Annotated in this window: 27 protein-coding genes; 16 read left to right on the top strand and 11 right to left on the bottom strand. The window is 46.4% G+C overall.

Annotation, left to right across the window (positions count from 1 at the left end; genetic code table 11):
• The first annotated feature begins 1 nt into the window (after nucleotide 1).
• Together V7723_RS00710 and V7723_RS00715 are read left to right on the top strand one after the other, a co-directional pair.
• On the top strand, nucleotides 2-442 hold the full coding sequence (locus V7723_RS00710; RefSeq protein WP_335682486.1) for a DUF4864 domain-containing protein: 441 nt from the start codon (nucleotides 2-4) through the stop codon (nucleotides 440-442).
• Between the two features lie 99 nt (nucleotides 443-541).
• Complete coding sequence (locus V7723_RS00715) at nucleotides 542-1,471, top strand: arginase family protein (protein WP_335682487.1); 930 nt, start codon at nucleotides 542-544, stop codon at nucleotides 1,469-1,471.
• A gap of 6 nt (nucleotides 1,472-1,477) precedes the next feature.
• Here V7723_RS00715 and V7723_RS00720 read toward each other — a convergent pair whose 3' ends face one another.
• The 3 genes from V7723_RS00720 to V7723_RS00730 form a co-directional block, all read right to left on the bottom strand.
• Nucleotides 1,478-2,707 (bottom strand): NADH:flavin oxidoreductase/NADH oxidase family protein, encoded by a 1,230-nt coding sequence (locus tag V7723_RS00720; protein ID WP_335682488.1) that lies wholly within the window; start codon nucleotides 2,705-2,707, stop codon nucleotides 1,478-1,480.
• A gap of 110 nt (nucleotides 2,708-2,817) precedes the next feature.
• Nucleotides 2,818-3,657, bottom strand: a complete 840-nt coding sequence (locus V7723_RS00725) for a pirin family protein (protein ID WP_335682489.1) — start codon at nucleotides 3,655-3,657, stop codon at nucleotides 2,818-2,820.
• Between the two features lie 106 nt (nucleotides 3,658-3,763).
• A complete protein-coding gene (locus V7723_RS00730) occupies nucleotides 3,764-4,522 on the bottom strand; it encodes an SDR family oxidoreductase (RefSeq protein WP_335682491.1) in 759 nt (252 codons plus the stop codon).
• Between the two features lie 129 nt (nucleotides 4,523-4,651).
• Between V7723_RS00730 and V7723_RS00735 the strand changes: the two genes are divergently transcribed.
• A complete protein-coding gene (locus V7723_RS00735; RefSeq protein ID WP_335682492.1) occupies nucleotides 4,652-5,215 on the top strand; it encodes a hypothetical protein in 564 nt (187 codons plus the stop codon).
• Here V7723_RS00735 and V7723_RS00740 read toward each other — a convergent pair.
• The gene (locus tag V7723_RS00740; protein WP_335682493.1) at nucleotides 5,212-6,576 is read right to left on the bottom strand and encodes an MFS transporter; all 1,365 of its coding nucleotides are present in this window, start codon (nucleotides 6,574-6,576) and stop codon (nucleotides 5,212-5,214) included. The two genes, V7723_RS00735 and V7723_RS00740, sit on opposite strands and share 4 nt — an antisense overlap.
• Nucleotides 6,577-6,832: 256 nt before the next feature.
• On the opposite strand from V7723_RS00740, the gene V7723_RS00745 reads away from it, so the two are divergent.
• The 7 genes from V7723_RS00745 (at nucleotide 6,833) to bmt (ending at nucleotide 13,471) form a co-directional block, all read left to right on the top strand.
• Nucleotides 6,833-7,378, top strand: coding sequence for a hypothetical protein (locus V7723_RS00745; RefSeq protein ID WP_335682494.1), 546 nt, complete (start codon nucleotides 6,833-6,835; stop codon nucleotides 7,376-7,378).
• Nucleotides 7,379-7,531: 153 nt separating this feature from the next.
• The gene (locus V7723_RS00750; RefSeq protein ID WP_335682495.1) at nucleotides 7,532-8,749 is read left to right on the top strand and encodes a multidrug effflux MFS transporter; all 1,218 of its coding nucleotides are present in this window, start codon (nucleotides 7,532-7,534) and stop codon (nucleotides 8,747-8,749) included.
• Between the two features lie 5 nt (nucleotides 8,750-8,754).
• A complete protein-coding gene (locus V7723_RS00755; protein ID WP_335682496.1) occupies nucleotides 8,755-10,005 on the top strand; it encodes an MFS transporter in 1,251 nt (416 codons plus the stop codon).
• 96 nt (nucleotides 10,006-10,101) lie between these two features.
• Nucleotides 10,102-11,289 carry a pyridoxal-phosphate-dependent aminotransferase family protein gene (locus tag V7723_RS00760; protein ID WP_335682497.1) on the top strand — a complete coding sequence of 396 codons (1,188 nt, stop codon included), beginning with the start codon at nucleotides 10,102-10,104 and terminating at the stop codon, nucleotides 11,287-11,289.
• Between the two features lie 58 nt (nucleotides 11,290-11,347).
• Nucleotides 11,348-11,812 carry a methyltransferase family protein gene (locus V7723_RS00765; protein WP_335682498.1) on the top strand — a complete coding sequence of 155 codons (465 nt, stop codon included), beginning with the start codon at nucleotides 11,348-11,350 and terminating at the stop codon, nucleotides 11,810-11,812.
• A 62-nt stretch (nucleotides 11,813-11,874) separates the two neighbouring features.
• A complete protein-coding gene (locus tag V7723_RS00770) occupies nucleotides 11,875-12,279 on the top strand; it encodes a DUF4389 domain-containing protein (RefSeq protein ID WP_335682499.1) in 405 nt (134 codons plus the stop codon).
• A 160-nt stretch (nucleotides 12,280-12,439) separates the two neighbouring features.
• Nucleotides 12,440-13,471 (top strand): betaine--homocysteine S-methyltransferase, encoded by a 1,032-nt coding sequence (gene bmt, locus V7723_RS00775; protein WP_335682500.1) that lies wholly within the window; start codon nucleotides 12,440-12,442, stop codon nucleotides 13,469-13,471.
• 3 nt (nucleotides 13,472-13,474) lie between these two features.
• Here bmt and V7723_RS00780 read toward each other — a convergent pair whose 3' ends face one another.
• The 5 genes from V7723_RS00780 to V7723_RS00800 form a co-directional block, all read right to left on the bottom strand.
• Nucleotides 13,475-14,104 (bottom strand): glutathione S-transferase family protein, encoded by a 630-nt coding sequence (locus V7723_RS00780; RefSeq protein WP_335682501.1) that lies wholly within the window; start codon nucleotides 14,102-14,104, stop codon nucleotides 13,475-13,477.
• A gap of 40 nt (nucleotides 14,105-14,144) precedes the next feature.
• Entirely contained in the window at nucleotides 14,145-15,314 is a 1,170-nt protein-coding gene (gene choV, locus V7723_RS00785) for a choline ABC transporter ATP-binding protein (protein WP_335682502.1), read from the bottom strand.
• Between the two features lies 1 nt (nucleotide 15,315).
• The gene (gene choW, locus V7723_RS00790) at nucleotides 15,316-16,164 is read right to left on the bottom strand and encodes a choline ABC transporter permease subunit (protein WP_335682503.1); all 849 of its coding nucleotides are present in this window, start codon (nucleotides 16,162-16,164) and stop codon (nucleotides 15,316-15,318) included.
• Between the two features lie 73 nt (nucleotides 16,165-16,237).
• On the bottom strand, nucleotides 16,238-17,143 hold the full coding sequence (locus V7723_RS00795; protein ID WP_443024154.1) for a choline ABC transporter substrate-binding protein: 906 nt from the start codon (nucleotides 17,141-17,143) through the stop codon (nucleotides 16,238-16,240).
• Between the two features lie 182 nt (nucleotides 17,144-17,325).
• Nucleotides 17,326-18,177 (bottom strand): MBL fold metallo-hydrolase, encoded by an 852-nt coding sequence (locus V7723_RS00800; RefSeq protein ID WP_335682505.1) that lies wholly within the window; start codon nucleotides 18,175-18,177, stop codon nucleotides 17,326-17,328.
• A 94-nt stretch (nucleotides 18,178-18,271) separates the two neighbouring features.
• On the opposite strand from V7723_RS00800, the gene V7723_RS00805 reads away from it, so the two are divergent.
• The 6 genes from V7723_RS00805 (at nucleotide 18,272) to V7723_RS00830 (ending at nucleotide 22,305) form a co-directional block, all read left to right on the top strand.
• Nucleotides 18,272-18,961 carry a fumarylacetoacetate hydrolase family protein gene (locus tag V7723_RS00805; RefSeq protein WP_443024155.1) on the top strand — a complete coding sequence of 230 codons (690 nt, stop codon included), beginning with the start codon at nucleotides 18,272-18,274 and terminating at the stop codon, nucleotides 18,959-18,961.
• 118 nt (nucleotides 18,962-19,079) lie between these two features.
• Complete coding sequence (locus V7723_RS00810; protein WP_335682507.1) at nucleotides 19,080-19,442, top strand: hypothetical protein; 363 nt, start codon at nucleotides 19,080-19,082, stop codon at nucleotides 19,440-19,442.
• Between the two features lie 412 nt (nucleotides 19,443-19,854).
• The gene (locus V7723_RS00815; protein WP_335682508.1) at nucleotides 19,855-20,472 is read left to right on the top strand and encodes a hypothetical protein; all 618 of its coding nucleotides are present in this window, start codon (nucleotides 19,855-19,857) and stop codon (nucleotides 20,470-20,472) included.
• Between the two features lie 56 nt (nucleotides 20,473-20,528).
• On the top strand, nucleotides 20,529-21,197 hold the full coding sequence (locus V7723_RS00820; protein ID WP_335682557.1) for a glutathione S-transferase: 669 nt from the start codon (nucleotides 20,529-20,531) through the stop codon (nucleotides 21,195-21,197).
• Entirely contained in the window at nucleotides 21,187-21,684 is a 498-nt protein-coding gene (locus V7723_RS00825) for a DUF1643 domain-containing protein (protein WP_335682509.1), read from the top strand. The genes V7723_RS00820 and V7723_RS00825 overlap by 11 nt, the downstream gene beginning before the upstream one ends.
• A 15-nt stretch (nucleotides 21,685-21,699) precedes the next feature.
• Complete coding sequence (locus V7723_RS00830) at nucleotides 21,700-22,305, top strand: thymidine kinase (RefSeq protein ID WP_335682510.1); 606 nt, start codon at nucleotides 21,700-21,702, stop codon at nucleotides 22,303-22,305.
• 38 nt (nucleotides 22,306-22,343) lie between these two features.
• Here V7723_RS00830 and V7723_RS00835 read toward each other — a convergent pair whose 3' ends face one another.
• Nucleotides 22,344-23,480, bottom strand: coding sequence for an acyl-CoA dehydrogenase family protein (locus tag V7723_RS00835; protein ID WP_335682511.1), 1,137 nt, complete (start codon nucleotides 23,478-23,480; stop codon nucleotides 22,344-22,346).
• A 13-nt stretch (nucleotides 23,481-23,493) separates the two neighbouring features.
• Nucleotides 23,494-24,690 (bottom strand): acyl-CoA dehydrogenase family protein, encoded by a 1,197-nt coding sequence (locus V7723_RS00840; protein ID WP_335682512.1) that lies wholly within the window; start codon nucleotides 24,688-24,690, stop codon nucleotides 23,494-23,496.
• Between the last annotated feature and the right edge of the window lie 41 nt (nucleotides 24,691-24,731).

Consider the following 24,731-nt stretch of genomic DNA (forward strand, 5'->3'; position numbering starts at 1 on the left):
AATGAGACAAATAAAAACTCTAATTACCGCAATTTTTTTCAGCCTTGTTTGTACAACAATTTCCGTAAAAGCTGGCGCCGAAGAAATCAACAAGGGAGATGCGGCCGCCTTTCAAGAAATAATCACGTTCCAAATAATGGCGTTTCAGGCGGACAATGCTGATGCGGCCTTTGCTTTTGCAACACCAAAGCTCCAGGAAATATTTCAGTCGCCTGAAAATTTTATTTCGATGGTTCGGCAAGGCTATGCACCTGTTTATCGTCCAAAGTCTTTTGAGTTCGGGCAGACGGAATTAAAAGATGGCCACCCGACACAAGTTGTCACGATTGTCGGTCCAAGCGGTACCTTATGGGCCGCGCTGTACACATTCGAGCAGCAACCAAATGGCAGTTGGCGCATATCGGGCGTTTATCTTGTAAAGCAGCCTGGTGCCGCCGCTTAAACGCTCTTAATCTGAAGCTTGCCGAGTGCGTGAAATCTCTTCATAGTTATGCGGTCTGGTTCAAACTGTTGAACCGTTGGAACTATGATGGAGTATTTTATGCGGACGGAACGCGAAGGTCTATTTGTCCCGCCCCTGACTTTCGCGAGACTTCCTTATAGTCAGGATTTTAACGCCGCGGATATTGCAATCCTTGGACTTCCCTTTGATTGCGGGACACACCCGACACGCGTTGGCGCGCGCCTCGGTCCGAACGCTGTTCGGCAGGAATCTATCCTTACACTAGAATTGATCGAAGATGCTCATAATGATCCCCTTACCGCACTTAGCGCAATTGACGCAGGAGATGTTAATTTTAGCGGCGGTGGGATTGCCGATATCAACAATTTCTACGGTGCTGCCGAAGCGGCTATGGCCGCCATTTTCGAGGGAAATTGCACTCCGGTTACGCTTGGGGGTGACGGCGCAGTTACCCTTCCTCAAATGCGCGCGGCGTCAAAATTTTTCCCGGGGTTAACCGTTATTCATTTTGACGCGCATACGGATACTTATCCTTTAAAAAACAATGACCACTTCGACAATGCAACGCCGTTCACCCATGCGGCCAATGAAAATCTGATTGACGTCAACGCGTCTGTCCATATTGGAACCCGTGCTCCGGTGAATGCCACGGCAAGCACTCAATTTACAGAAAGTCTCGGCTATCGTGTTTTACCGTGGTCGGACATCTCGGGATTACCCGTCTCTGAGGCCAACCAGCTAATTAGGTCGACGACAGAAGGGAAGCCTATTTATCTTTGCTTTGACATGGATTTTTTTGATCCGTCCGTCGCCCCGGGAGTTGCCACCCCGACGCCCGGCGGCCCGACGACTTTTGAAGGCCTGCAAGTCCTGAAAGGCCTTGCTGGGTTAAATATTGTCGCTTGTGACATCAATACGATGAGCCCGCTTTATGATCAGAACGGGGTGACTGCCCAGCTCGCAGCTACCGTGGTGATGGAATGTATGGAGTTGGTCCGCCGCCGCTAACAATCTCTAATCGAGCCGACGGTCAATGAGGGCCGCGGCTGTATTTTCTTCATTAACAAGATACGCATTAATTGCATCCCCGCCGGTCATGTTTTTATCTGCATCCAATCCATCCGCATGCCGGATAATGTTCAGGCAAAACCAACCCAACGCTCCTTTTGACGGTTTGATTGATTGTTCATAAGCAATAGCTTCAGCTTCTTTGTTCGCCAGCAGCTGATTAGGAGCGTCCGTATCAACGCACATGGGGCGTCCAATACCGATGAAGTCGACATTTCCTTCCAACAAAGCGGCGTCCATAGCGGCGCGGGTACGAAATCCACCGGTTACCATAAGGGGCACTGTTGTCGCTTCCCTAATATTTGCGGCGTAATCCATAAAGTAAGCCTCACGGGCTATAGTTGTTCCCTTGATTTCGTCAGCCCCTCGTCCGCCAATCATCATTGCTGGGTTTTCATAGTTTCCACCGGAGATTTCCAGCAGATCAACCGTGTCTTCTTCAAGCCACTTAACAACCTGAAGACAATCTTCATGACTAAATCCGCCATTTTGGAAATCCGACGAGTTCAGCTTGACTGAAATCGGAAAATCCGGACCAACCTCCTGTCGGATCGCCTGGACGACCTCACGCAATAATCTGGCACGATTCTCAAGCGGCCCGCCCCATTTGTCCTGTCGTTGATTGGCGAGAGGTGACAGAAACTCCGAAATCAGGTACCCATGTGCACCATGAACTTGAACGCCAGAAAAGCCGGTTTCTTTCGCAATGCTGGCCACATGAGCAAACCGCGCGACGACATCTTCAACTTCTTCCGCGGAAAGCGCCCTGGGACGCCCAAACGCACTATCCGGCAATGCCAGCGGAATTTCCGATGGCGCCACAGGTTGCGGATTAACCCGGCGAGGTGTTTGCCGTCCGGCGTGCCCGATTTGCATTAAAAGCAGGGTATTATTAGCTGTACCCGCCGCAGCGAAGGCCCGTAATTCTTCTATTCCACCATTTTGATCAATGACCACATTGCCCGGCCGCTCAAGAAATCGACGGTCGACCTGGACATTTCCAGTCACAAGTATTCCAGCGCCTCCTTCAGCCCATTTGCGGTATAAAGTTTCATGCCGCGCCGTGGCCCGGTTCATCTCATCGGCCAGGCCTTCCGTCATTGGTGCCTTGGCAATTCGATTTTTTACAGAAACACCGCACGGAAGCGTGAGAGGCGAAGAGATATCAATAGTCATAGTATTTCCTTATTTCGTCATTCTTATTGTGACAATTTCTATTTGAAAATTACCGGCTTTTCACCGTTAGATCAAGGCACCGCGTACGAAGGCTGGTAACAATACAGTGGTTAAAAGTTTCCGGTTTGAAAATCCTCTACAGCTTGCTGTATTTCTTCAAATGTATTCATGACAAACGGACCGTAGCGGGCAACAGGCTCGCCAATCGGTCGTCCCGCGACTAGTATCATCCGCCCACCCTCGCTCGACGATAGCTGAACGCTGTCGCCATCTCTCAAAATGGCGAGATGATGTTTCCCAACAGTCGTTCCGGCCACATTGACTGATCCATCAAATACATAGACAAAGGCAGTATGTCCGGGCTTGATAGAGTGCCTGTAGGATCCGCCGGTTTGCAGGGTTATGTCGATATATACCGGATCAACAGAAACGTCCGTGACAGGGCCGCGAACAAGTCCTTTTAATCCCTCGACTTCACCCGCCAGCACCCGGACTTCACCGTTTTCTATCTTGGCAAAGGGCACGTCTTCTGGCTCAATATTCTGATAACGCGGTGTGCAAAGCTTATCTTTGGCGGGAAGATTAACCCAAAGCTGAAACCCGCTCATCTCACCTTCTCGTTGTTCCGGCATTTCCGAATGCAGTATGCCGCGACCTGCCGTCATCCATTGGACACTTCCCGGTCCAAGCACACCTTCTGCGCCAGTTGAATCTTTATGACGCATTTGTCCCGCAATCATATAGGTAACCGTTTCGAAACCCCGATGCGGATGTTCGGGAAATCCCGCAATATAATCGTCGGGATTTTCGGTGCCAAAATTGTCGAGCAATAAGAAAGGATCAAGTTCCGATATGTCGCCGGATCCAATCGAGCGCCGAAGTTTAACGCCTGCACCATCCGAGGCAATCTGTGATTTAACGACACGCGACACAGTGCGAGCAATTGCCATTTGGAACCTATCCTTTAAATCATATTGGAACGATCAGTTAGATACCCTTTTCATATAGGCATCTGTTAATAATTTTAAAGCCCGACGCTTTGATTGCCATTCCGTCCTACCCTCTTCCAATAAATGGCATTTTTGTCGCCATTATTGTCATGAACTGGACATTGGCGTCCAAGCTTAAACTGTCCATATAAAGAACAGCTGACGCCACATTTTCTACATCCATCACGGGCTCTGGAGCCAGTTTAAGATTGGCTTGCGGAACGCCCTTCTTGATCGTTTGCGTCATTTCAGTTTCCGCATTGCCTATATCAATTTGACCGCTGGCGATATCATACGGTCTTCCGTCTAAGGACAGACACTTGGTCAATCCCGTAATAGCATGCTTGGTTGACGTATACGGCGCGCTAAAGGGGCGCGGTACATGCGCGGAAATCGATCCATTATTAATAATGCGCCCCCCCATTGGCGTTTGATGCCGCATAATTCCAAAGGCCTCTCGAGCGCAATAGTAAGACCCATTCAAGTTAGTATTTACGGCGCTTTGCCAAGCCTCAATCTCCAGTTCATCTGGCGGTACTGGGCGGGTACCCATACCTGCATTATTGAATAGCAAATCCAATCGACCGAATTCATTCTTTACCTTGGCAAACAACGCTTGCACAGAAGCCGGATCAGCAACATCGCTGGGAATTACCAATGCATTGGCACTATTGTCGCCAGCCATTGATTTGGTTTCCTCCAGGGGCTGTTCGCGGCGCCCAGTAAGCGCCACTCTGTAGTCATTTTTGAGCAACGCCAGCGAAACTGCGCGACCAATTCCTGTTCCTGCGCCAGTAACAATCGCAAATTTTGTCGTCTTCACCATGTCTTCTACCCCTAGGTCCAAACAATTTGGCACAGCATAGGACTGTCTTCTTGCTGAAACAATATGAAAGCGGTTAGGCTACCTTCATAAAGCGGGCGCGCTAACGGAATGAGAAAGCTGGACTTGATAATGAATTATCAATTGATCGTCCGATTTATCAAAGAAAAACTCAACGACCCCGCCCTCTACTGGCTCGCTCTCATTGTCGGCACAGCAATTAATTGCTATGGCCACTTACTTGTTCCTTGGATGAGATCCGGAAAAAATCCCTTTTTATTGCTTCTTCACGAGCTGGACGTCAGACCATATCTCACAACATTTACAATCCTGATAACATATTGTTTTCCATTTGGTGTGGCCCTGTATTCTTCTGTGGGAACCCGATATAAAAATCGACGATTGGAATCAATTGCCGATTTTCCTGATCGGAACCCAAGCCCGGTATTTCGGGCAACGAAAGACGGAAAATTCGTTGAAGTTGGAGCGGTAACGAGCCGATTTTTCCGCTCTTACAACATTACAACAGCGCATGATCTAGTTGGTAAGGAAAACTGGCAAAAAATTACGAACAAGGAAGCAAATGCGGATCGATTTGAAATAGATTTCAAACCTGAAGGCGCCCGTTATCTTGTGGCTCACGCGCATACTAACTCTGATCAGATCAATGTCTATTTAACCCGGATTTCTCATTAGATGGATTGTAACCTGGCGGCTCTTTTTTCCGCCTGGCCGGCAACGAGGCGCTTCTTTCTTGGCGCCGCCATCCAAACAGCGAATATTGATAACGCTGACATGCCAATCACGACATAAAAAGCTATGTGATAATTTCCACTATTGTCATAAAATAGTCCTGTTAGCCAAGGACCAACAGCGCCCCCAATCAACGCCATAGTGCTGATCATGCCAAATATCACGCCATAGCCTTTACCCTGGAACACATCGGCCGGCATGGAGCCATAAACCGTGGCCGCGCCATAACCAATCCCCTGCAAAATAACCATCGCATACATCATCGTCAGGCTGGGCGTCGTCTCCATCGCCAACAGTAAAAAACTGCAAATCATGAAACCAAGTAACGAAATTGACCATACCCACTCCCGACCCAACCTATCTGAAAGGTGACCAAGATAAATCTGGCTCAAAACACCGGCGAATCCCACTAATCCCAAAGCAAACGCCGCTTGGATATAAGAAAAACCAATTTCAATCAGATATTTGGTCTGATGAACTTGCACTGCATACCAGACATACAACGCTGAAAAACAAGCCAACGACATCCACCAAAAAGTCACAGTCTTCATGGCCTTTAAAATCGTCCAGTCCGTCTGAACCCATTGGACGTCAACTACCGGATCTGCCGCAATTTTATGCCCCTGAGCAATTGCATCCTCGGGCGAAAAATCTCCATCCGGATATAAACCTAAATCCGCCGGTTCTTTTCTTTGCAAAAAGAAATTTAGCGGTAAAACAATAGTAAGAAGTAGAATGGCCATCAACCAACAAGCTTGCCGCCAGCCTTCCAGATCGATGGTTTCTTGGATGAGTGGCATCAAGATTATGGATCCAATCCCAACACCGGAAAAAGCAAGCCCGATGGCCAGCCCTCTCTTGCGTTGAAACCAGTTAGGTAAAAACATAGACTGCCCAACATACGTCACGACGATTCCCGTACCAACCATCAGAACACCCAGAGTTAGGTAAAAATGCCATGGTTCCGTCGCATACGTTGACAAAACCAGCCCAGCGCTAACAGAGATGGCCGATATCGATAGGAGATACTTAGGCGCTATATACTCCAGCAATTTGCCAACAAGAGGGGATAAAAAAGCCGCGACAGCAAATCCAATTGAAAACGCGGCCGCCGTTGTCGCTCTATCCCAACCATATTCGTCCAAAATAGCAGGAAATAGGAGAGAAAATGCCGTTCGAACATTCACGCCGATTCCCATTGTAACAAAGACTATGGCGACAACTACCCAGCCATAAAAAAAGGGACTTCCGGCAAGTTTAGCGTCAAGACCGCCAAGCGGCTTTTTTGCGGACGGTTGAGACATGGAATATCCTTGTTATTTTTATTTTGACCGGCATACCTTCTCGCCTTAGGCATAAACCTTACTCCAGTATCGGATTCAAACGAAACGAAATCAGGCGACTTGACTTACCGTTCATGATTTGTATAGTCCGGCGAGGTTCGCAAGGGAGCCTGCCCGCCCAAGATGACATCACCTTGTCGAGATTTTTTTGCGCTTCTCTATTTTTTACTTTCAAGTTTGGCCTCGCGGGATGCCTGATAAATTGAAGGAACAGAAAATGGAAACTATTGCCTCCCGATACCAGCCGCACAAATCACTTGCCGAACTCAAAATTCGCAGCAAAATCATGCTAAAATCGGCCAAATCGGAAAATCCGAAAACATTAGAACTTTTCGCTCAGAATGGCGCTGTCGACGGACCGTATAAACATAAAGATGGTCTTAAACTTGTGTCCAAAAGGGCCGGATTTAAAAATTGGCAACATGCTAGTCATGTTTTATCTGGCTCCGCTCAAATTGGTGAAGACATGGGCACGCTATGGTATGATGGGAAATGCCAAGTATTTCTGAACATTTGGTGTAGAGATTATGCTGAAGCGAAGAACCAACATTTGTCGCATTCAGGGAAATATATTGTTCCCTTTAAAACCCAATTCATCATCGTTGATGACGAATACATGAATGCACTAGGTATAAAAATAGAAATCGGTGATTTCGCCACCAATAAAGACCGCGACTTCGCTGGGCAATACGGAACGAAAAATTGGGATAATTACACATTTTCTCGGATCCAGTTTGCATTGGGCAAAGCTGTCGACTTTTAAATTAAAGAAATCAGACGAATTGATTGCTTAAAAACAATCTGCCCGTTATTACGAATATCAACGTATACTTGTTATTCACCCGACGGCAAGCGAAGCCTACTAAAGAGACGGCTTCGCTTCGCTATTTTGATTTTCCACATTGTGAGTTTTAGCATGTCATCGCAACCGTCAAAACTCGGATTTATTGAGCAAGTTTCCTTACTTGCCCTGATGATCTCCATGGTAGCGCTTTCTATTGATGTGATGCTGCCAGCACTTTACGACATCGGGCGAGATCTCAATGCGGGTGACGCGAATGAACGCCAATATATCGTCGCGGTTCTTTTCCTTGGTATGGCGATTGGCCAGTTGATCTACGGACCTGTTTCCGACAGTACCGGGAGAAAGCCGGCAATTTATTTCGGTTTTGGCCTTTTTTTGCTGGGCACCCTACTATCCATCTTTGCCACAAACTACGACATGATGCTGATCGGTCGGTTTTTGCAGGGTCTCGGGGTTGCTGGACCTAGAATTGTCAGCCTTGCCCTTATCCGTGATCAATACGAAGGCCGTGAAATGGCCCGTTTTGTCTCGCTTGTGATGACCGTCTTCATATTGGTCCCTGTTCTTGCCCCAGCTCTCGGACAAGTCATTCTATTCGTTGGTGACTGGCGGATGATCTTCGTGGTTCTTTTTATTCTTGGTTTCGGTGTCTTAGTTTGGTTCGGTATTCGACAAGAGGAAACGCTTGTTCCGTCGAAAAGGGCAAAATTATCAGCACGCCGAATTGCAGGCGCTGTTAAAGAAGTATTCTTTACGCGCGCCGCCTTTGGTTTCACCATGGTCGGCGGCTTTATTTTTAGTGCCTTTCTGGGCTACCTGACCATGTCACAGCAAATATTTCAGGACCAATATGGCGTCGGTGATTTATTCGCCGTGTATTTTGGAGTACTGGCAATTGCATTGGGCATAGCATCCTTCGTCAATGCCAAGTTGGTCATGCGGTTCGGTATGAGGAAACTGACATTTTACGCGTTGATCGCTCTCACAGCAATTTCGTTTACCTACTGGCTTTATACTTATGTACAAAATGGTCACCCGCCTCTTTGGACCCTTGTCAGCTTCTTCATGGTCACGTTCTTTTGCATTGGTATTTTGTTTGGTAATTTTAACGCAATGGCGATGGAACCTCTCGGCCATATTGCCGGTGTCGCCGCCGCTGTAATTGGCTCTTTAACAACATTTGTTTCCATGGCACTCGGCACCGTGATTGCACAGCTTTACGATGGAACAGTTTCTCCATTGATTGGTAGTTTCGCTATTTTGGGTGCGCTATCACTGGCTGCTATGATCTGGACAATAAAAACGGCACCCCATGGGAACGAGGGATAAATTCGATGTGGTCGACTATCAAATCAGTTGCCTCACTCCTTTCCAGTTACGGTCTTTTGATGCTGGCAAACGCCATGTTTTCTACGCTACTGGGACTACGGAGCAAGCTAGAAGGGTTCTCGACAGAAGTTACCGGTGTCATTATGGCCGGGTTTTTCTTCGGAATGCTGTTAGGGGCGGTTTATGCTGTCCGCGTTGTTGCCAGTGCCGGACATATTCGTGCGTTTGCCGCCTTTGCTTCCGTGATGTCTGTTTCCGTTTTAGCTCATGTTTTGATCATTGATGCAATAGCCTGGTTTTTTCTTCGGGCAATCGCGGGCTTCTGTATGGCCGGCATGGTCATGATTGTTGAAAGCTGGCTTAATGAAAGGTCGACTAATGCCAATCGCGGCCGCGTTCTTTCTCTTTATATGATGACCAACTATCTTGGCGGCGGTGTCGGACAGTTTCTCCTGACTGTCGCAAATCCAGATAGTTTCCAGTTATTTTCGATTGCGTCGATCATTTTTTCCGTGGCCTTGGTACCCATACTTTTGACGCGCGCGACCGCACCAAAACCTTCGGTACCAGAACGGATGAAATTTTCCGGCCTTTTCAAAATCTCACCTGTTGGTGTGCTCGGCACGCTTATCGCTGGAATGACGAATGCCTCTTTCAATAGTATGGGGCCTATATTTGCCACTTCTATTGGTCTGACCATCACGCAGATTTCAACGTTTATGGCGAGTATTCTGTTAGGTGGGATGCTACTGCAATTTCCCGTCGGCCGCCTTTCCGATCGATTTGACAGGCGCGGAACTCTTATCATATCTGCTCTACTCACATCACTCGCCGCCGTGGGGATTATCTGGGCCGCCGATCAAAGCTCTGTAATAGTACTATTCGCTATCGGGGCAATATATGGCGGCTTTTGTTACACTGTTTACCCCTTATCGTCAGCGCAGGTTAATGACATGGCTGATCAAGATCGCCTTGTGCAAGTATCTGCTGGCCTACTATTAGCCTACGGCGCCGGCGCCAGTATCGGTCCAATCATCGCCTCACAAATTATGGGCGTTATGGGGCCGGCTGGATTGTTCTATTTTATCGCTGCCTGCGCTGTCTTCCTTGCTCTGTTTGCCTTACTACGGATCATTCAACGTCCTTCTGGCGAACGCAAAGCAAATTTCCTGCCCTTGGGCAGCAATGGAACATCCAGCAAGCAGCTCTACAGCACCGTTCAAGCTTCACAGAACAAAAGGACTACGAAGAGTTAAAACGTCTAAGGCGCGTTTTATTTAGATATTGCCCTCTAGATAAAAAAGAATAAACTCTGCCGCCTTCAAACAATTTTTCAGAAGGAAAATCTTGAAATGAGCGTTCGAAATGGTCGCCAGTTTATCAGTATTCCAGGCCCAACAACTGTCCCTGATGAAGTGCTTGCCGCCATGCATCGCCCTCCTATCGATATCCGAACTGGAGAGCTTGTAGAAATTACAGATGGATTGTTGCACGATTTGCGCAATTTGTGCCAGACAACAGGCTTTCCAAATATCTACATTGCCAATGGACATGGCGCATGGGAAGCCGCATTAAGTAACGTTTTGTCCCGTGACGACAAAGTGCTTGTACTGGAAAGCGGCTCATTTGCAGCGGGTTGGGGACAAGCTGGCGCAACAATCGGTTTAGATGTTGAAGTCCTTCCCGGCAGCTACCAAAAAGCTGTCGAACCAGCGACAGTTGAAGCTCGGCTCGTGGCCGATGTTAGTAAAGACATCAAAGCCGTATTAGTTGTGCAAGTAGACACGGCTTCCAGTGTTGTTAATGATATTCCAGCTATTCGAAAAGCCATTGATAATGCCGGACATGATGCGTTGTTTATGGTCGATACCATTGCTTCGCTTGGTACTATGCCGTACAAAATGGATGAATGGGGTGTCGATGTCACAGTGGCAGCATGCCAAAAAGGCCTGATGATGTCGCCGGGCCTGAGCTTTACGATTTCCAATAGTAAAGCAAAAGAAAAACACGCACACGCCAACCTTCGCACCGCCTACTGGGATTGGACGGCAAGAGATGGCGACGAACATTATCACAAATATGCGGGAACACCTCCTGTCCACCATCTTTTTGGCTTACAAAAAGCCTTTGAAATGATAAAAGACGAAGGCGTGGAAAACGTTGTTTTACGGCACCATTTGCTTGCAAATGCTGCCCGTGCCGCCGTTTCAAAATGGTGCGAAGGAGGTGTATTATCGTTTAATATATCCGACCCATCCCAGCGTTCAAATTCAGTGACGACGGTCCTTGTAAATGATGAAAAAATTCTCAACGATATCCTGAGTTATTGTGACGAAAAATGTGGTGTTGTTGTCGGTATTGGCATTGCCGCATTAAGTGGTAAAGCGCTTCGGATCGCGCATATGGGTCATATAAACGCTCCAATGTTACTCGGAACACTTAGCGCCATCGAAATGAGTCTGGTGGCTTTAGATGTTCCACATGGAAGCGGCGGTGTGCAGGCAGCTATCGAGTATCTAGCCCAGAATGTCCCCGCTTAATATGCAAATAACTACGCGGGTTTAGGCGAAAATACGTTTCTAGCTTGGGAGAATCTTTATGGAAAAACCAGATCATGCAGGTGTTCGTGTTCCACCACCTTTGTATTTTTTGTCCTTTCTCATACTTGGAATTTGGCAAAGTTCCGCTTGGATTCAAGGTGAGCTAGGGGCACCATATATGCTTATCGCTGGGGGTGTCATTGCCGTCGTCGGCACTGTATTTCTATTGAAATCGGTCCGAAAGCATGAAACTTCGGGCACAAATGTTGAGCCTTGGAAGCCCACGACGGCCTTAATTATTGACGGGCTTCATCGCTACTCCCGTAACCCGATTTATGTATTAATGGCAGCGGTTTACTTAGGGATAGCAATTGCCGCATCTAGCCTGGTTGCGATCGTTTTATTGTTCTTTTGTCTACTATTAATTCGCATATTTGTCATTGCAAAAGAGGAGACGTACCTTGAAGATAAGTTCGGCGAAGAATATCTACAGTATAAGCAAAAGGTTCGACGCTGGATTTAGAGTAGCGTAAAATGAAAGTGCGAGCCGGTTATATCAATAGAGATTAATATGGGGCGCCCCCGATGACCGACGACGTAAAAACAAACGTAAAATCAAAATCCACATGGACTAGATTACTCTTTATAATTCTGTTCGCGATAACATACAGAGTGGCAAGTATCGTTCTGTTTGCAATAACAATCATACAGTTTCTTAAAGCCCTGTTTACCGGCTCACCTTTCCCGCAACTTCAATCCTTCGGTGGGTCCTTGGCAGAGTACAACAAACAGGTGGTAGAGTTTCTCTCCTATCAAAGTGACGAAAAACCATTTCCTGTTGGGGCCTGGCCTGAACAAACCGCCGCTCCGCGGCAAAAAGCAGATGACGTAATTATTGTTGCTGAACCGGTCGATGAAACGCCTAAGAAAACGAAACCGACAACGGCAAAAAAACCATCCAAAGACAGCTCGGATCAAAACGAGAAATAAACAGCCCGATACCATCTGCTGATGCTACAGGTCGCTTTCCCTTGCCTTCTAGCCGTGGCAATTATTGTCCTCGGATTGCGAACCTGTATTTCAGTTTGCACTGATCTCTACACTATGTCATGAACAGGCCAAGGTAAAACTCAACGCATAGGCTGCTAAAATGGCAAATAAACTTCAAGAACTATTAGACAAAAAACCCTTTTTGCTGGCCGACGGCGCTGTGGGGACGAACTTGTTCGCAGCCGGATTACAATCAGGCGATGCACCAGAGCTATGGAATATTGATGCGCCAGAAAAAATTCACGCGTTGCACCGCGGTTTTGTGGACGCCGGTTCTGATATTATATTGACCAATAGTTTTGGCGGTACGACGCATCGGCTTAAGTTGCATAATGCGCAGTCCCGTGTATTAGAGCTGAATATTGCAGCTGCAAAAATAGCCCGCGCTGAGGCCGACAGAGTTGCTCGACCGGTTATTGTCGCAGGGTCAATGGGCCCAACCGGTGAATTAATGGTTCCGCTGGGCGAATTGACCCCCGAAGATGCCGTTGCCGCTTTCAAAGAACAGGCAGAAGCGCTTGTTGAAGGCGGGGTTGATGTCCTATGGATAGAGACATTATCTGCGACAGAAGAAATGGAAACTGCAGTTACCGCCGCGGCCTCCACTGGCCTGCCTGTGGTATGTACCATGTCTTTTGACACCAACCGCCGGACAATGATGGGGATTAAGCCCGGTGATTACACAAAATTTTGCCAAGAATTACCCTCTAAGCCGATGGGATGGGGCGCAAATTGCGGTGTTGGAGCTGGTGAAATGCTTGAAACTCTTATTGGGCTTAAATCAACCGCACAGGAAACAGACATCATAGTCTCCAAAGCAAATTGTGGTATTCCGGAATTTAAGGACGGTGCGTTGACCTTTAGCGGCACTTTGGATGTTATGGCAGATTATGCACGTCTGGCAGCAGATGCTGGTGCTCGAATTATTGGCGGCTGCTGCGGCACCAGTCATGCGCATTTAAAAGCAATGTCAGATGCATTGGATGGCTATACGCCCAATCCGTCATTGGATATTGCCAAAATTGAAGCAAGGTTTGGCCCTGTTTGGACAATCGAACTTCCAGCCGAAGCGGGACATGGCGCAAAAGCAGAAAGCGGCGGACGACGAACAAGCCGCCGCCGCCGGAAATGAAATCTAAGCTTGAGCGCTAGGGCGCGCAGCAACAGCCGCATGCCATCTCTTCAGGTCCGTATATTCCTCTGGAACGGTTAGTTTTGCCATTCCTGAAAAATCGACTACGACCATGGCTCCAATGTCGACGACGGAATAATTATCACCGGCAATAAATTCTCGACCCGCCAAATGCGTATTCAGGTCTTCAAAGAAATTCATCACGCGTTGACGACCGCGTTCTGCCAAAGCCGGTATTTGTTCAAAATCCCGCGGGCCGGTAATAGCCCGCCCTTTCAAGCGTTCTGCAGAATTACGTAATGCTTCTGCGACAGCCATAAATCCATTCACAGTAACGTAATGGTTCCAGTCATTGATGACCGCCCGCTCTTCAGGGTTTTTACCGAACAAAGGCGGTTCAGGATGAATTTCCTCAAGATAACGATTAATGGCATCAATGGAGGAAATTCTGGTGCCATTGTCCAACTCCAGAACTGGTATGGTGCAATGGGGGTTTATTTTTTTGAAATCTTCCGACAGATGCTCGCCTTCACGAATATTGACGGATACTTTTTCAATATCCAATCCTTTTTCTGCGATAAAGATTCTTACACGCCTCGGGCTAGGAGGTCCCGGAAAATCATAGAGTTTCATTCTTTTTCTTTCTGTTTATCTGGTGCGCCCGGAAAAACGTTTAGCGAAGAAAACCTTCGAATATTTCATCATCGCCAATCATACCAACAAGCTGGTCATTCTCAACAAACAATACGGGTGAGCCGGTTTTATGTCGTACTTCGATTACCTCGCGGAGCATGATTTCCGGAGACGCTTTTGCAAAATTGGTATCAACGAAAGAATCAATTCCGGTCTCCTTGGTGTAAGAGACAATTTGTGACGCAATACCATTTGAGGTTGCCGAAGAAGGCTTGCTCAGATTGTCCAATTTCAGTCGGCAATATCCGGCACGATCAAGAAGTAGCTCATCGCCCTGGGTTGGTATGTCGGCAGTAGCTGTCATTAAAGTCCTGCCGCGAAGAACATTTAGGGGATTCATATGCCCAACAAAATCCGCTACATAGGCGTTCGCTGGATTGCGTACGATTTCTTCAGGTTCTCCATATTGAACAATGCGAGCCTGGTCCATGATAGCAATTCTGTTGCCGATTTTAAGCGCTTCATCCAGATCATGGCTGACAAAAATGATGGTTTTTTGCATTTTTTCCTGTAATGCAAGCAACTCATCCTGCAAACGGTTCCTGATAAGAGGATCCAAAGCCGAAAACGGCTCATCCATTAACAAGATGTCCGCGTCAGTTGCAAACGCCCGTGCAAGACCAACACGTTGCTGCATGCCGCCAGATAGTTCATGCACGAATTTATCCTTCCATTGATCCAATTGGACCAATTCCAACTTCTCGGCAACAATGTTGGCGCGTTCTATTTTCCCAAGTCCACGGAGCTCCAAACCAAGGCCGACATTCTCCTCTACCGTGCGCCAAGGGAGAAGAGCAAATTGTTGAAAAACCATTGATATTCGATGCATCCGCAAATGCCGAAGTGTTTTCGCATCGCAGCTTGCAATATTGATTTTCTGTCCATCATGTTCTACAAGAACGTCACCACGGGATACTTTGTTGAGACCATTAACTGCCCGTAAAAGAGATGATTTTCCGGAACCAGACAATCCCATCAGCACACAAATTTCGCCGGCCTCCACAGCCATACTAGCACCAGCCACTCCCAGGACCGCATCGGTTTCAGCAAGAATCTTTTCTCGGTCAGCACCGCTATCCAACAACGTAAGCGCGGATTTCACTTCGTCGCCAAAAATAATATCCACATCGCGGAATTCGACAACTGCCATATTACTTGCCCTCTTTTTTCTGCGTAGGCTGCTTGCACACCCGATCAAGTAATATGGCGATAATCACGATCGCCAATCCGGCTTCAAATCCTTTGGCAATATTTACCGTATTCAACGCTCGCAACACCGGTACCCCAAGCCCTGGCGCGCCCACCATTGCTGCGATGACAACCATGGAAAGGCACAGCATGATGCACTGAGTGACGCCGGCCATGATGGTTGGAGCCGCGTGAGGTAATTCGATTTTCCAGAGGATCTGCCGCCGCGTCGCACCGAACGCCTCACCTGCTTCAACAAGGGTTTTGGGAACGCCCGATATACCTAGATAAGTCAGTCGGATCGGCGCAGGGATAGCGAAAATTACTGTCGAAATGAGGCCCGGGACGACGCCCAATCCAAACATGATCATCGTTGGGATCAAATACACAAAAGTCGGGATGGTCTGCATTAGATCCAATATGGGCCGAAGCACAGTGTAAAACTTTGGCCGATGGGCTGCTAATATACCAAGTGGAACACCGACAATAACGCAAGTGAGTGTAGCGAAAATAATCAGCCCGAGTGTTCGAACTGTTTCTTCCCAGTATCCAAGATTTATGACAAGCAAAAGACAAACAACTATTAGCAGCGATAACTTCCAGCTGCGGTGTAATAGGTATGCACCTAAAGCAAATAGTCCGACAAGCAACAATGGAGGGCACCACAACATCAGGTCGACCATGCCATCAATTAAAAACGCCAGCGCATCTGAAAAACTGTCGAATATCCACGCACCGTGGTCCAGGAGAAGATTAACACCATCGCGGATCCAATTCCCTAGCGGAATTTTATGATCAGTCAGCCATTCCATGGCTTCCCCCTCTTCCTGAAACCCGTTTTAAACGGACAAGAAAACGGCCGGGACAAGCCCGGCCGAATTACAATTACATGCCCATCGCTTTATTGAGCGCTGCTTTGGCGTCACCGCCGTCGAACGTCGTTACACCGGAGATCCATGCGGCCGGTACGTCGGGTTGTTTCTTAAGCCACGCCGCTGCGGCTTTCTTGGGATCCTGACCTTCATCCAGAATTGCTGCCATAATCTCGTTTTCCATCACCAACGTAAACTGCAGATTGGAGATAAGTTTACCGGCATTAGGACATTCGGCAACATATCCCTTTCGAACGTTGGTGAATACTTCGGCACCGCCATAATTCGGCCCAAAATACTCATCGCCGCCAGACAAATATGTCATGGCGAAATTTGCATTCATCGGATGAGGCTCCCAACCAAGAAAAACCACCCATTCTTTTTTCCTGTCTGCTCGCGAGACCTGCGACAACATGCCCTGCTCACTGCTTTCGACGACTTCAAAACCCTTCAGTCCAAACGCGTCTTTATCGATCATATCCTGTATAAGGCGGTTTCCATCATTTCCCGGTTCAATGCCGTAAATTTTACCGTCCAACTGATCCTTATGTTGCGCAATATCAGCGAAGCTTGTGATACCACCGTCAGCCGCAGTTTTGTTTACCGCCAGCGTATATTTAGCGCCGGACAAATTCTTACCTGTCGTTTCAACGGATCCATCTTCCCTATATGACGCAATGTCACCTTCCATTGTCGGCATCCAGTTTCCTAGGAACACATCTATGTCTCCATTTTTTAGGCTGGCGTAAGTCACGGGCACAGAGAGAACTGTCGCTTTCGTTTCATACCCTAAAGCATCCAAAACTACAGATGCAGCAGCTGTCGTTGCCGTGATATCAGTCCATCCAACATCCGAAAAATGAACTTGCTTACAAGAAGCTGGGTCAGCAGCGAGAACGCTCGCGTTAAATCCAAACATGGATATCCCAAGAACCAGTATCCCCCGTGTTAGTTTTTTTAGCATAATTGTATTTCCTTGTTTTAATTGATCGGTTAATCGTGCGCGTCCGCGGCAAGGCGAACCATTCTCTAACCGTCTGTTAGTATTAAGTTGGCGACGTTTCTCCGAACCGGAGAATCTGGATTAACGTGCCCTGCATTCTAGACTTCTAACCAATAATTTCCATCTTGTGTTTTTTTCAAATAGCCCGCAGTCGGCGTCGCGAAATGCGTTCCGATTATGAGAGTATTTGTATCAGAGTATTTTGAATAGAAAGCTTCCCTAGTCTTCGATGATGCAACTTGGTCGTAATCAGCTGTACTCGACCATTCCGGATGCGCTATTTGACAGGGATGATGCGTACTGTCCCCCGTAATCACCGCTTCTTCTCCATTTGATCTAATTTCTACGCATACATGGCCTGGCGTGTGCCCGGTCGACGGAAATAATTTTACTTCTTCGCAAATCCTGTGGTTCATATCGACAAAATCTGCAAGCCCAGCGTCAATAATCGGCATCACAGAATCGCCAATAACATCTCCGAACTCTTCTTGAGAGGCATCCTTCCAATATGCCCATTCGTCAGATCCCATCAAATACCGGGCATTGGGGAAAGTCGGCACCCATTTCCCGTCACGACGCATGGTATTCCATCCGACATGATCTACATGAAGATGCGTGCATAAAACTGTGTCAATTGACTCTCTCGGATATCCGGCAGCGGCGAGGTCCTCTAAAAAAGTGGTTTGCAGCTTGTTCCATGCAGGGATTTTCCGTTCCTTATCATTGCCCAGACAAGTATCCACAATTATTCGTCGAGAACCTGTATCAATAATCAGAGCATGGATACTCATAATGAGTTTGCCTTCATCTGTCGCGAAATGAGGGATCAACCACTCAATTGGTTTGATAGCATCAGGTGTTGCCTGAGGTAATATAAAACGAGTTCCACCGGTCGCTTGCACTTCAACAACACGGGTAACTTTTATGTCCCCAATATTCCAGACATTCATTTGTCCACATCCCATTTTTATTATAGTTTATTTTTGAACAGTATAACGCCGTACCAAGGTCATACAAGCCACGTAACCTCCAGAGAAAAAAGTAATTATGGAATATGTTTTCGAGCCGTCTCAAATCCCGACCGTTGCTGTAAACGGAACCTCCAAACGCTTTCCGGTTCGCCGGATTTTCTGCGTCGGCCGCAACTACGCGGAACATACTCGTGAAATGGGTGGAGATCCCGATCGAGAGCCTCCTTTCTTTTTTACGAAACCCGCAGATGCTGTAGTTGATAGTGGTACAGAAATACCCTTTCCGCAGGCCACCAGCGACCTTCATCATGAAATGGAATTGGTGGTTGCTATCGGCAAGGGAGGGGCGAATATTTCCCAGGAAATGGCCTCAAAACATATTTTTGGATTTGGAGCCGGAATTGATTTAACCAGACGCGACCTTCAGCAAATTGCCAAAGATAAAAGACGCCCCTGGGACAGCGGCAAAGCATTTGACCAATCGGCTCCTTGTGCCGCTCTAACGAAAGCCTCTGAAATAACTAATATTACAAGCTCGAGAATCTGGCTCACTGTTAACGGAGAAACACGCCAATCTGCTACGATTTCAGATTTAATTTGGTCCGTCGACGAGGTTATTGCGTTTTTATCTGTTGAGTTTGCACTGAGACCAGGAGACCTGATTTATACGGGCACTCCTGCTGGTGTTGGCGCCATTAAATCAGGTGATAAAATTGAAGGCTATGTCGAGGGACTGACACCAATTTCCTTCACTTTAAAATGATCGAGACCATCAATTGATAATAAATTTTGCTGTTCTATTTTGAAATTAGGGATCTCTAGTCAAGTTTAGGGATTTCACAATGTTATTTTATCGATATAATTTTAAGAAGGGCCTCTATATGTCACAAAAAATTTCTAAGCTCCTCAGTATGCTGGTTTGTTTCCCGATCCTTTCAGGCTGTGCGGACTCTGATTATTTACCGGGAAGTATCGCTGCCTATGATGCTGAAGACTGCGCCCCAGTAGTCGAACAGGAAATTGACAGATTATCCATCGACCGCACGAATATGACGAAAATTGAGTATCTCAAAGTTAATATTGTCATGGGAGAAATTGGTGAACAATATGATTATGAAGGGTGGTTAAGTTTCAAAAATTGTAAAGGTAATTACGTCGTAAAGATGAACAGAAATTGTCAAATTCAATCCGTATACCCAAGGAATGAATGTCAGCTCGATAAAATAGTAAAGAACAGTTCTTGATATTTAGAATCGGTACAAATGGTGGTTTACCAAGTTTTTTACTGATTCGAATTAACCATGCCCACTTAAAAAAGAAGTTTTCTCAAACCATATTTTTTCAAAATAACAGGGAAATTTCGTATATTTGAAAAGAATTATAGTTAACTTTGACCTGGCGTCGTGAGCCAACCAAAAAATAGATAAAATATTATGTAAATTAACCATAAATTCTACTTTTTGAGTGGTTTCGGACCTAATTCCAACATAAACTAAGCGCAAATATCGATGTCTTGGATTTTCTCGACGTTGATTTCGCAGACAATTTTTCGACTACGGATCGGTAATTGCGCTTCAAATGAGTTTCGCTCGGCATAACCCTGGAAGATCACTTTACGGCCACACTGATATCAATTCAGTACGGGAACGGGAATTATTGGCCGAAAATAACCTGCTTCGTGATAAGAATAGACGATTAAGCGATGCTATCTTGACCCTAGTTGATCACATTGAAACCAAGTTGCCATCCCTAGAAGCACCGCGAAGTGCTGCAAGAGAAAAACCGAACAAATCTGAGCATACTTTCGAGAAACAAAAGCCGTTTTCGAGAAAACCAAAACATAAAGAACATAAGCCAAAAACAGTAGAAATCCTTGAAACATTCCAGGAACCAATAGAGTTTGCGGAACCCGCACCTGAAATGCAATTTTCAAACAATCAGAAATGTGCATCTAAATCAGAAGCGTCTAAATCTTCTGAATACAAAGTCTCACCGGAATTAGCCCCTGAAGAAATTGATCTGCTGAAATCACCTACACAAGATCGTTTTCGAAGTTCGGGTTTTGACCGTGAAACTGTCGATGTTATTGATTTGGAACCAGGCCAGGGCGCAGCAACTGAGCATCCTGATTTCTATAAAGCTGGAAACGTTTATTCTTCGGACATACCCAACTTTGACTTCACAGAAGAAGAACCCATCATCGATATTGAATTCAAACGCAAAGAAACTCTGAGGGCGGCTATGAGAAGGCGCGTAAATAGACTTCGCTGGTAATCACACTAACTTTTCGTTATGAATAATGCCAAATGTCTAAAGCCAGATTACGTCCTATGACCAAACCAACCTTGCCTATTCTATACAGCTTTCGACGTTGCCCGTATGCAATTCGTAGCCGTATGACTATCGTATATTCTGGTATCACAGTGGAACTGCGCGACATTCTTTTGAAAGACAAGCCAGAAGACATGATCGCTATTAGTCCAAAAGCAACGGTGCCGGTGTTGAAGAAATCTGATGGAACTATATTGGATGAAAGCTTTGATATTATGCTGTGGGCCCTTAATCAAAATGATCCCAATTGCTGGTTACCCGACAATGAAAGGCAACGAAAGACCATATTTGATCTCGTAGCTGAAAATGATGGTCCGTTCAAAAGTAATTTGGACCAGTACAAATATTTTGTTCGGCACCCAGAAAGCCCGAGAGAAATCTATCGGTCACAAGGCGAAGAGTTCTTGAGAAAACTTGAAGGTCTACTTTCGCAGCACGAGTTTTTAGCTTCTGACATGATAACTTTTGCCGATACGGCTATTTTCCCCTTCATTCGTCAGTTTGCCAATTCGGACAAGGATTGGTTTGATCAGTCCCCTTACCAAAAGCTAAAAAAATGGCTCTATGGTCAGATGAATACCAGCGCCTTTAAATATGTCATGAAAAAGCGGGAAATATGGACGGAGGGTACACACGGCCTACCTTTTCCGGAAGACTATGGACGCTAGTTATTTTGCTCAGTCAGGCGCCGAATTTAGTGACTGCGAAACCTATCGATATTGCCTTTGGAGGCGTTGGGGTGACGGTGCAAAAGTAACTTTTGTCATGCTCAACCCCTCGACGGCAGACGCCATGAGCAATGATCCGACGGTCGAACGCTGCCATCGACGAGCAGTTGATATGGGATTTGAAGCCCTAGATGTCGTGAATATTTTTGCGTTCCGGGCAACCGATCCAAAAGACCTAAAAAAATCTGAAAAACCTGTCGGCCCATTAAATGACGTAAAATTACTAAAAAGTGTTCAGGGCGCTAAAATGACAATATGTGCCTGGGGTGGACATGGAAATCATTTCCAAAGACATGACGAAATCGTTAGCCTTTTACGAGACCATAAAATTCCTTTATATGTCTTATCTTTAACAGCCAAGGGACATCCGGGCCATCCGCTCTATCTCCCTTATGCCAAGCAACCCTTCTTGTGGTTAACTGGATGAATTATAAACCGAAAAATGGCTAAGCTTTATTTCAATTACTCAACTATGAATGCGGGAAAATCGACGACATTGCTGCAGTCAAGTTTCAATTATCAAGAGCGCGGAATGCACCCATTATTATTTACGGCTGCGCTAGACGACAGATTTGGCAAAGGTAAAATAGCTTCCCGTATTGGGCTGGAAGCTGAGGCATTGCTTTTTGGCGATGATACGAACCTCCTTGAAACGGTTAAGAATGAATTAGAGATTCAACCTATTGATTGCATCATGGTAGACGAAGCACAATTTCTTTCGCGCGCACAGGTATACCAACTTTCAGAGATTACCGACAAGCTCCACATACCTGTTCTTGCCTACGGTCTTCGTACTGATTTTCAGGGTAATTTATTTGAAGGAAGTCAATATTTGCTGGCCTGGGCCGACGAACTCCGGGAATTAAAGACCATTTGTCATTGCGGGAAAAAAGCAACCATGGTGATCCGCGTTGATGGCTCTGGAAAACCGGTCAGCGCGGGAGAGCAAAAAGAAATCGGGGGAAATGATCGGTACGTTGCGTTATGCCGGCTTCATTTCAAGGAAGCGACTTACGTACCTGCATCAACAAAAAAAGGGAAAGAGTAAAAACCCTCTCCCTCCTATTACGTTATTAGCGGTAATCGTTAAGCAGACAGTATTGCGAACCGTTTAAAATGATAATCTGTGTTGCCAAACAACATTTCAATAGTGGTCAGCCGCTTGAAATAATGTCCGATAGAATACTCATCTGTCATACCCATCCCACCATGTAATTGGATGGATTGTTCTCCGACAAACTTTGCAGCTTGTCCAACTTGGGCCTTAACCGCTGAAACCGCTTTGCTTCGTTCTGTCGCGTCATCAAGCGCTAATTTCATTGCAACCATATCGGACATGGATTTAGATTGCTCTGCTTCCATAAACATATCCACCATACGATGTTGCAAGACTTGAAACTTACCGATAGGAATACCAAACTGCTTACGCTGTTTCATATATTCATTGGTAATTTCATTGGCCGTTTCCATTGCACCAACAGCTTCCGCACAGAGGGCACCAATTGTGCGTTCAACAACTTTTTCGATAACAGGAAGAGCCGCACCTTCTTCACCTAAGAGCGCGGAGGCAGCAACATTGACGTTTTCAAACACGATATCAGCAGCGCGCTGCCCATCAATCGTCGCATAATCACGCCGGCTTAAACCTTGGGAATCATTGTCCACGACAAAAAGGGAAATGCCTTCTTTATCTTTTGACGAACCGCTAGTACGAGCGGAGACGATGATTTTATTCGCTGTTGTTCCGTGATAGACAACTGCTTTATGACCATTCAAGACATAGCCATCTCCTGATTTACTGGCAGATGTTTCAACATCATTTAGATTAAATCGAGACTGTTTTTCCGCATAAGCAAAGGCCAGCATCAAGTTGCCTTCTATTACCTCAGGTATAATGCTTTCTATCTGCTCAGCGCTACCGCCTTCCGCGACCAAGCCGCCTCCCAAAATAACGGTACTCAAAAACGGCTCCAGCACAAGACCGCGCCCCATGCTTTCCATCATTATCATTGTTTCAACTGCCGTTCCGCCAAAGCCACCGACTTCTTCCGAGAAAGGGAGCCCGAGCCAACCGAGTTCAGCCATTGTTTTCCAATGATCACGACTAAATCCTAATTCTGTTTCCGTCAATTTCGCGCGCGCTTCAGGTGAATAATTGTCCTTTACAAACCGCTCTACGCTGTCTTTCAACATGTTCTGCTCATCCGAGAGTTCAAAATCCATTTTCTTTTATTCCTTATAATCCGAGAACCATCTTGGAGACGATATTTCGTTGAATTTCATTACTACCGCCATAGATTGTTGCAGCACGTAAGTAAAGATGTTCTGCCATCGGCCCATTGGCATAATCAGGGCCGACTGGTGTTTCGTTACGACCTTCATAAGCTCGTTCGGGTTCGTATGGAGCGCCATACATGCCCAAAGATTCAACAAGCAGTGATGTAAGTCGTTGTTGAATTTCAGTACCCTTAATTTTTAACAGAGAAGGCTCCGCGGAGAGATTCTTACCATTGCTTAACATAGATAAATAGCGGAGCTCGGTATATTCAAGCGCCATCAGATCTACTTCAAGTTTGGCAAGCTTCCTGACAAAATCCGGATCTTCCAAAAGATACCCATCGTCGCATTTTTCTGCTCCAGCTATTTCGCGCACACGGGTAATCTGCCTCTTTGATCTCGCAACCCGCGCAATACCGGTTCTTTCGTTGCCCAGCAAGAATTTTGCGTAGGTCCAACCCTTGTTTTCTTCTCCAATGCGATTTTCGACGGGAACGCGCACATCCTCAAAAAAGACTTCGTTAAGACTGTTTTCTTTATCAAGGCCGTAAATTGGTTTGACGGTTATACCCGGCGTTTTCATATCTATTAGTAGAAATGAAATTCCCTCCTGAGCTTTCACTGAACTATCGGTTCTTACCAGGCAAAATATCATGTCGGCATGCTGCGCATAGGAAGTCCAGATCTTCTGGCCGTTGACAACATAATGATCTCCATCGCGCACTGCTTTTGTTTGCAATGAAGCAAGGTCCGAGCCGGATCCTGGTTCGGAATAGCCCTGACACCACCAATCTTCAGAACTTAGAATTCTTGGGAGGTATTTATTTTTTTGCTCTTGATTGCCAAAGGTATAGATAACCGGACCGACCATACTTACGCCAAAAGCCATAGGTTGCGGTGCAGCAACCGACCCCATTTCATGGGCAAAAATATATTTTTGTGTAATCGTCCAATCTGTGCCGCCGTATTCGACGGGCCAATTAGGGGCCATCCAGTCTTTTTCATTTAGTATTTTCTGCCACCGAACCTGGCCTTCTTTTGTCGGATGCAAGCCGCGGTCGGCTCGTTCTTTAACGTCCTGTGGCAAAGAAGTCGCCAAGAATTCTCGCACCTCCTGCTGAAAGGCAATATCATCGTCGCTGAATGAAAGATCCATCGAGGTTTTCTCCATTATTTTTTATGGGTTTCTTGTGTGCC

Origin of the sequence: Sneathiella sp. (assembly GCF_036960985.1) — a bacterium.
GTDB lineage: Bacteria > Pseudomonadota > Alphaproteobacteria > Sneathiellales > Sneathiellaceae > Sneathiella.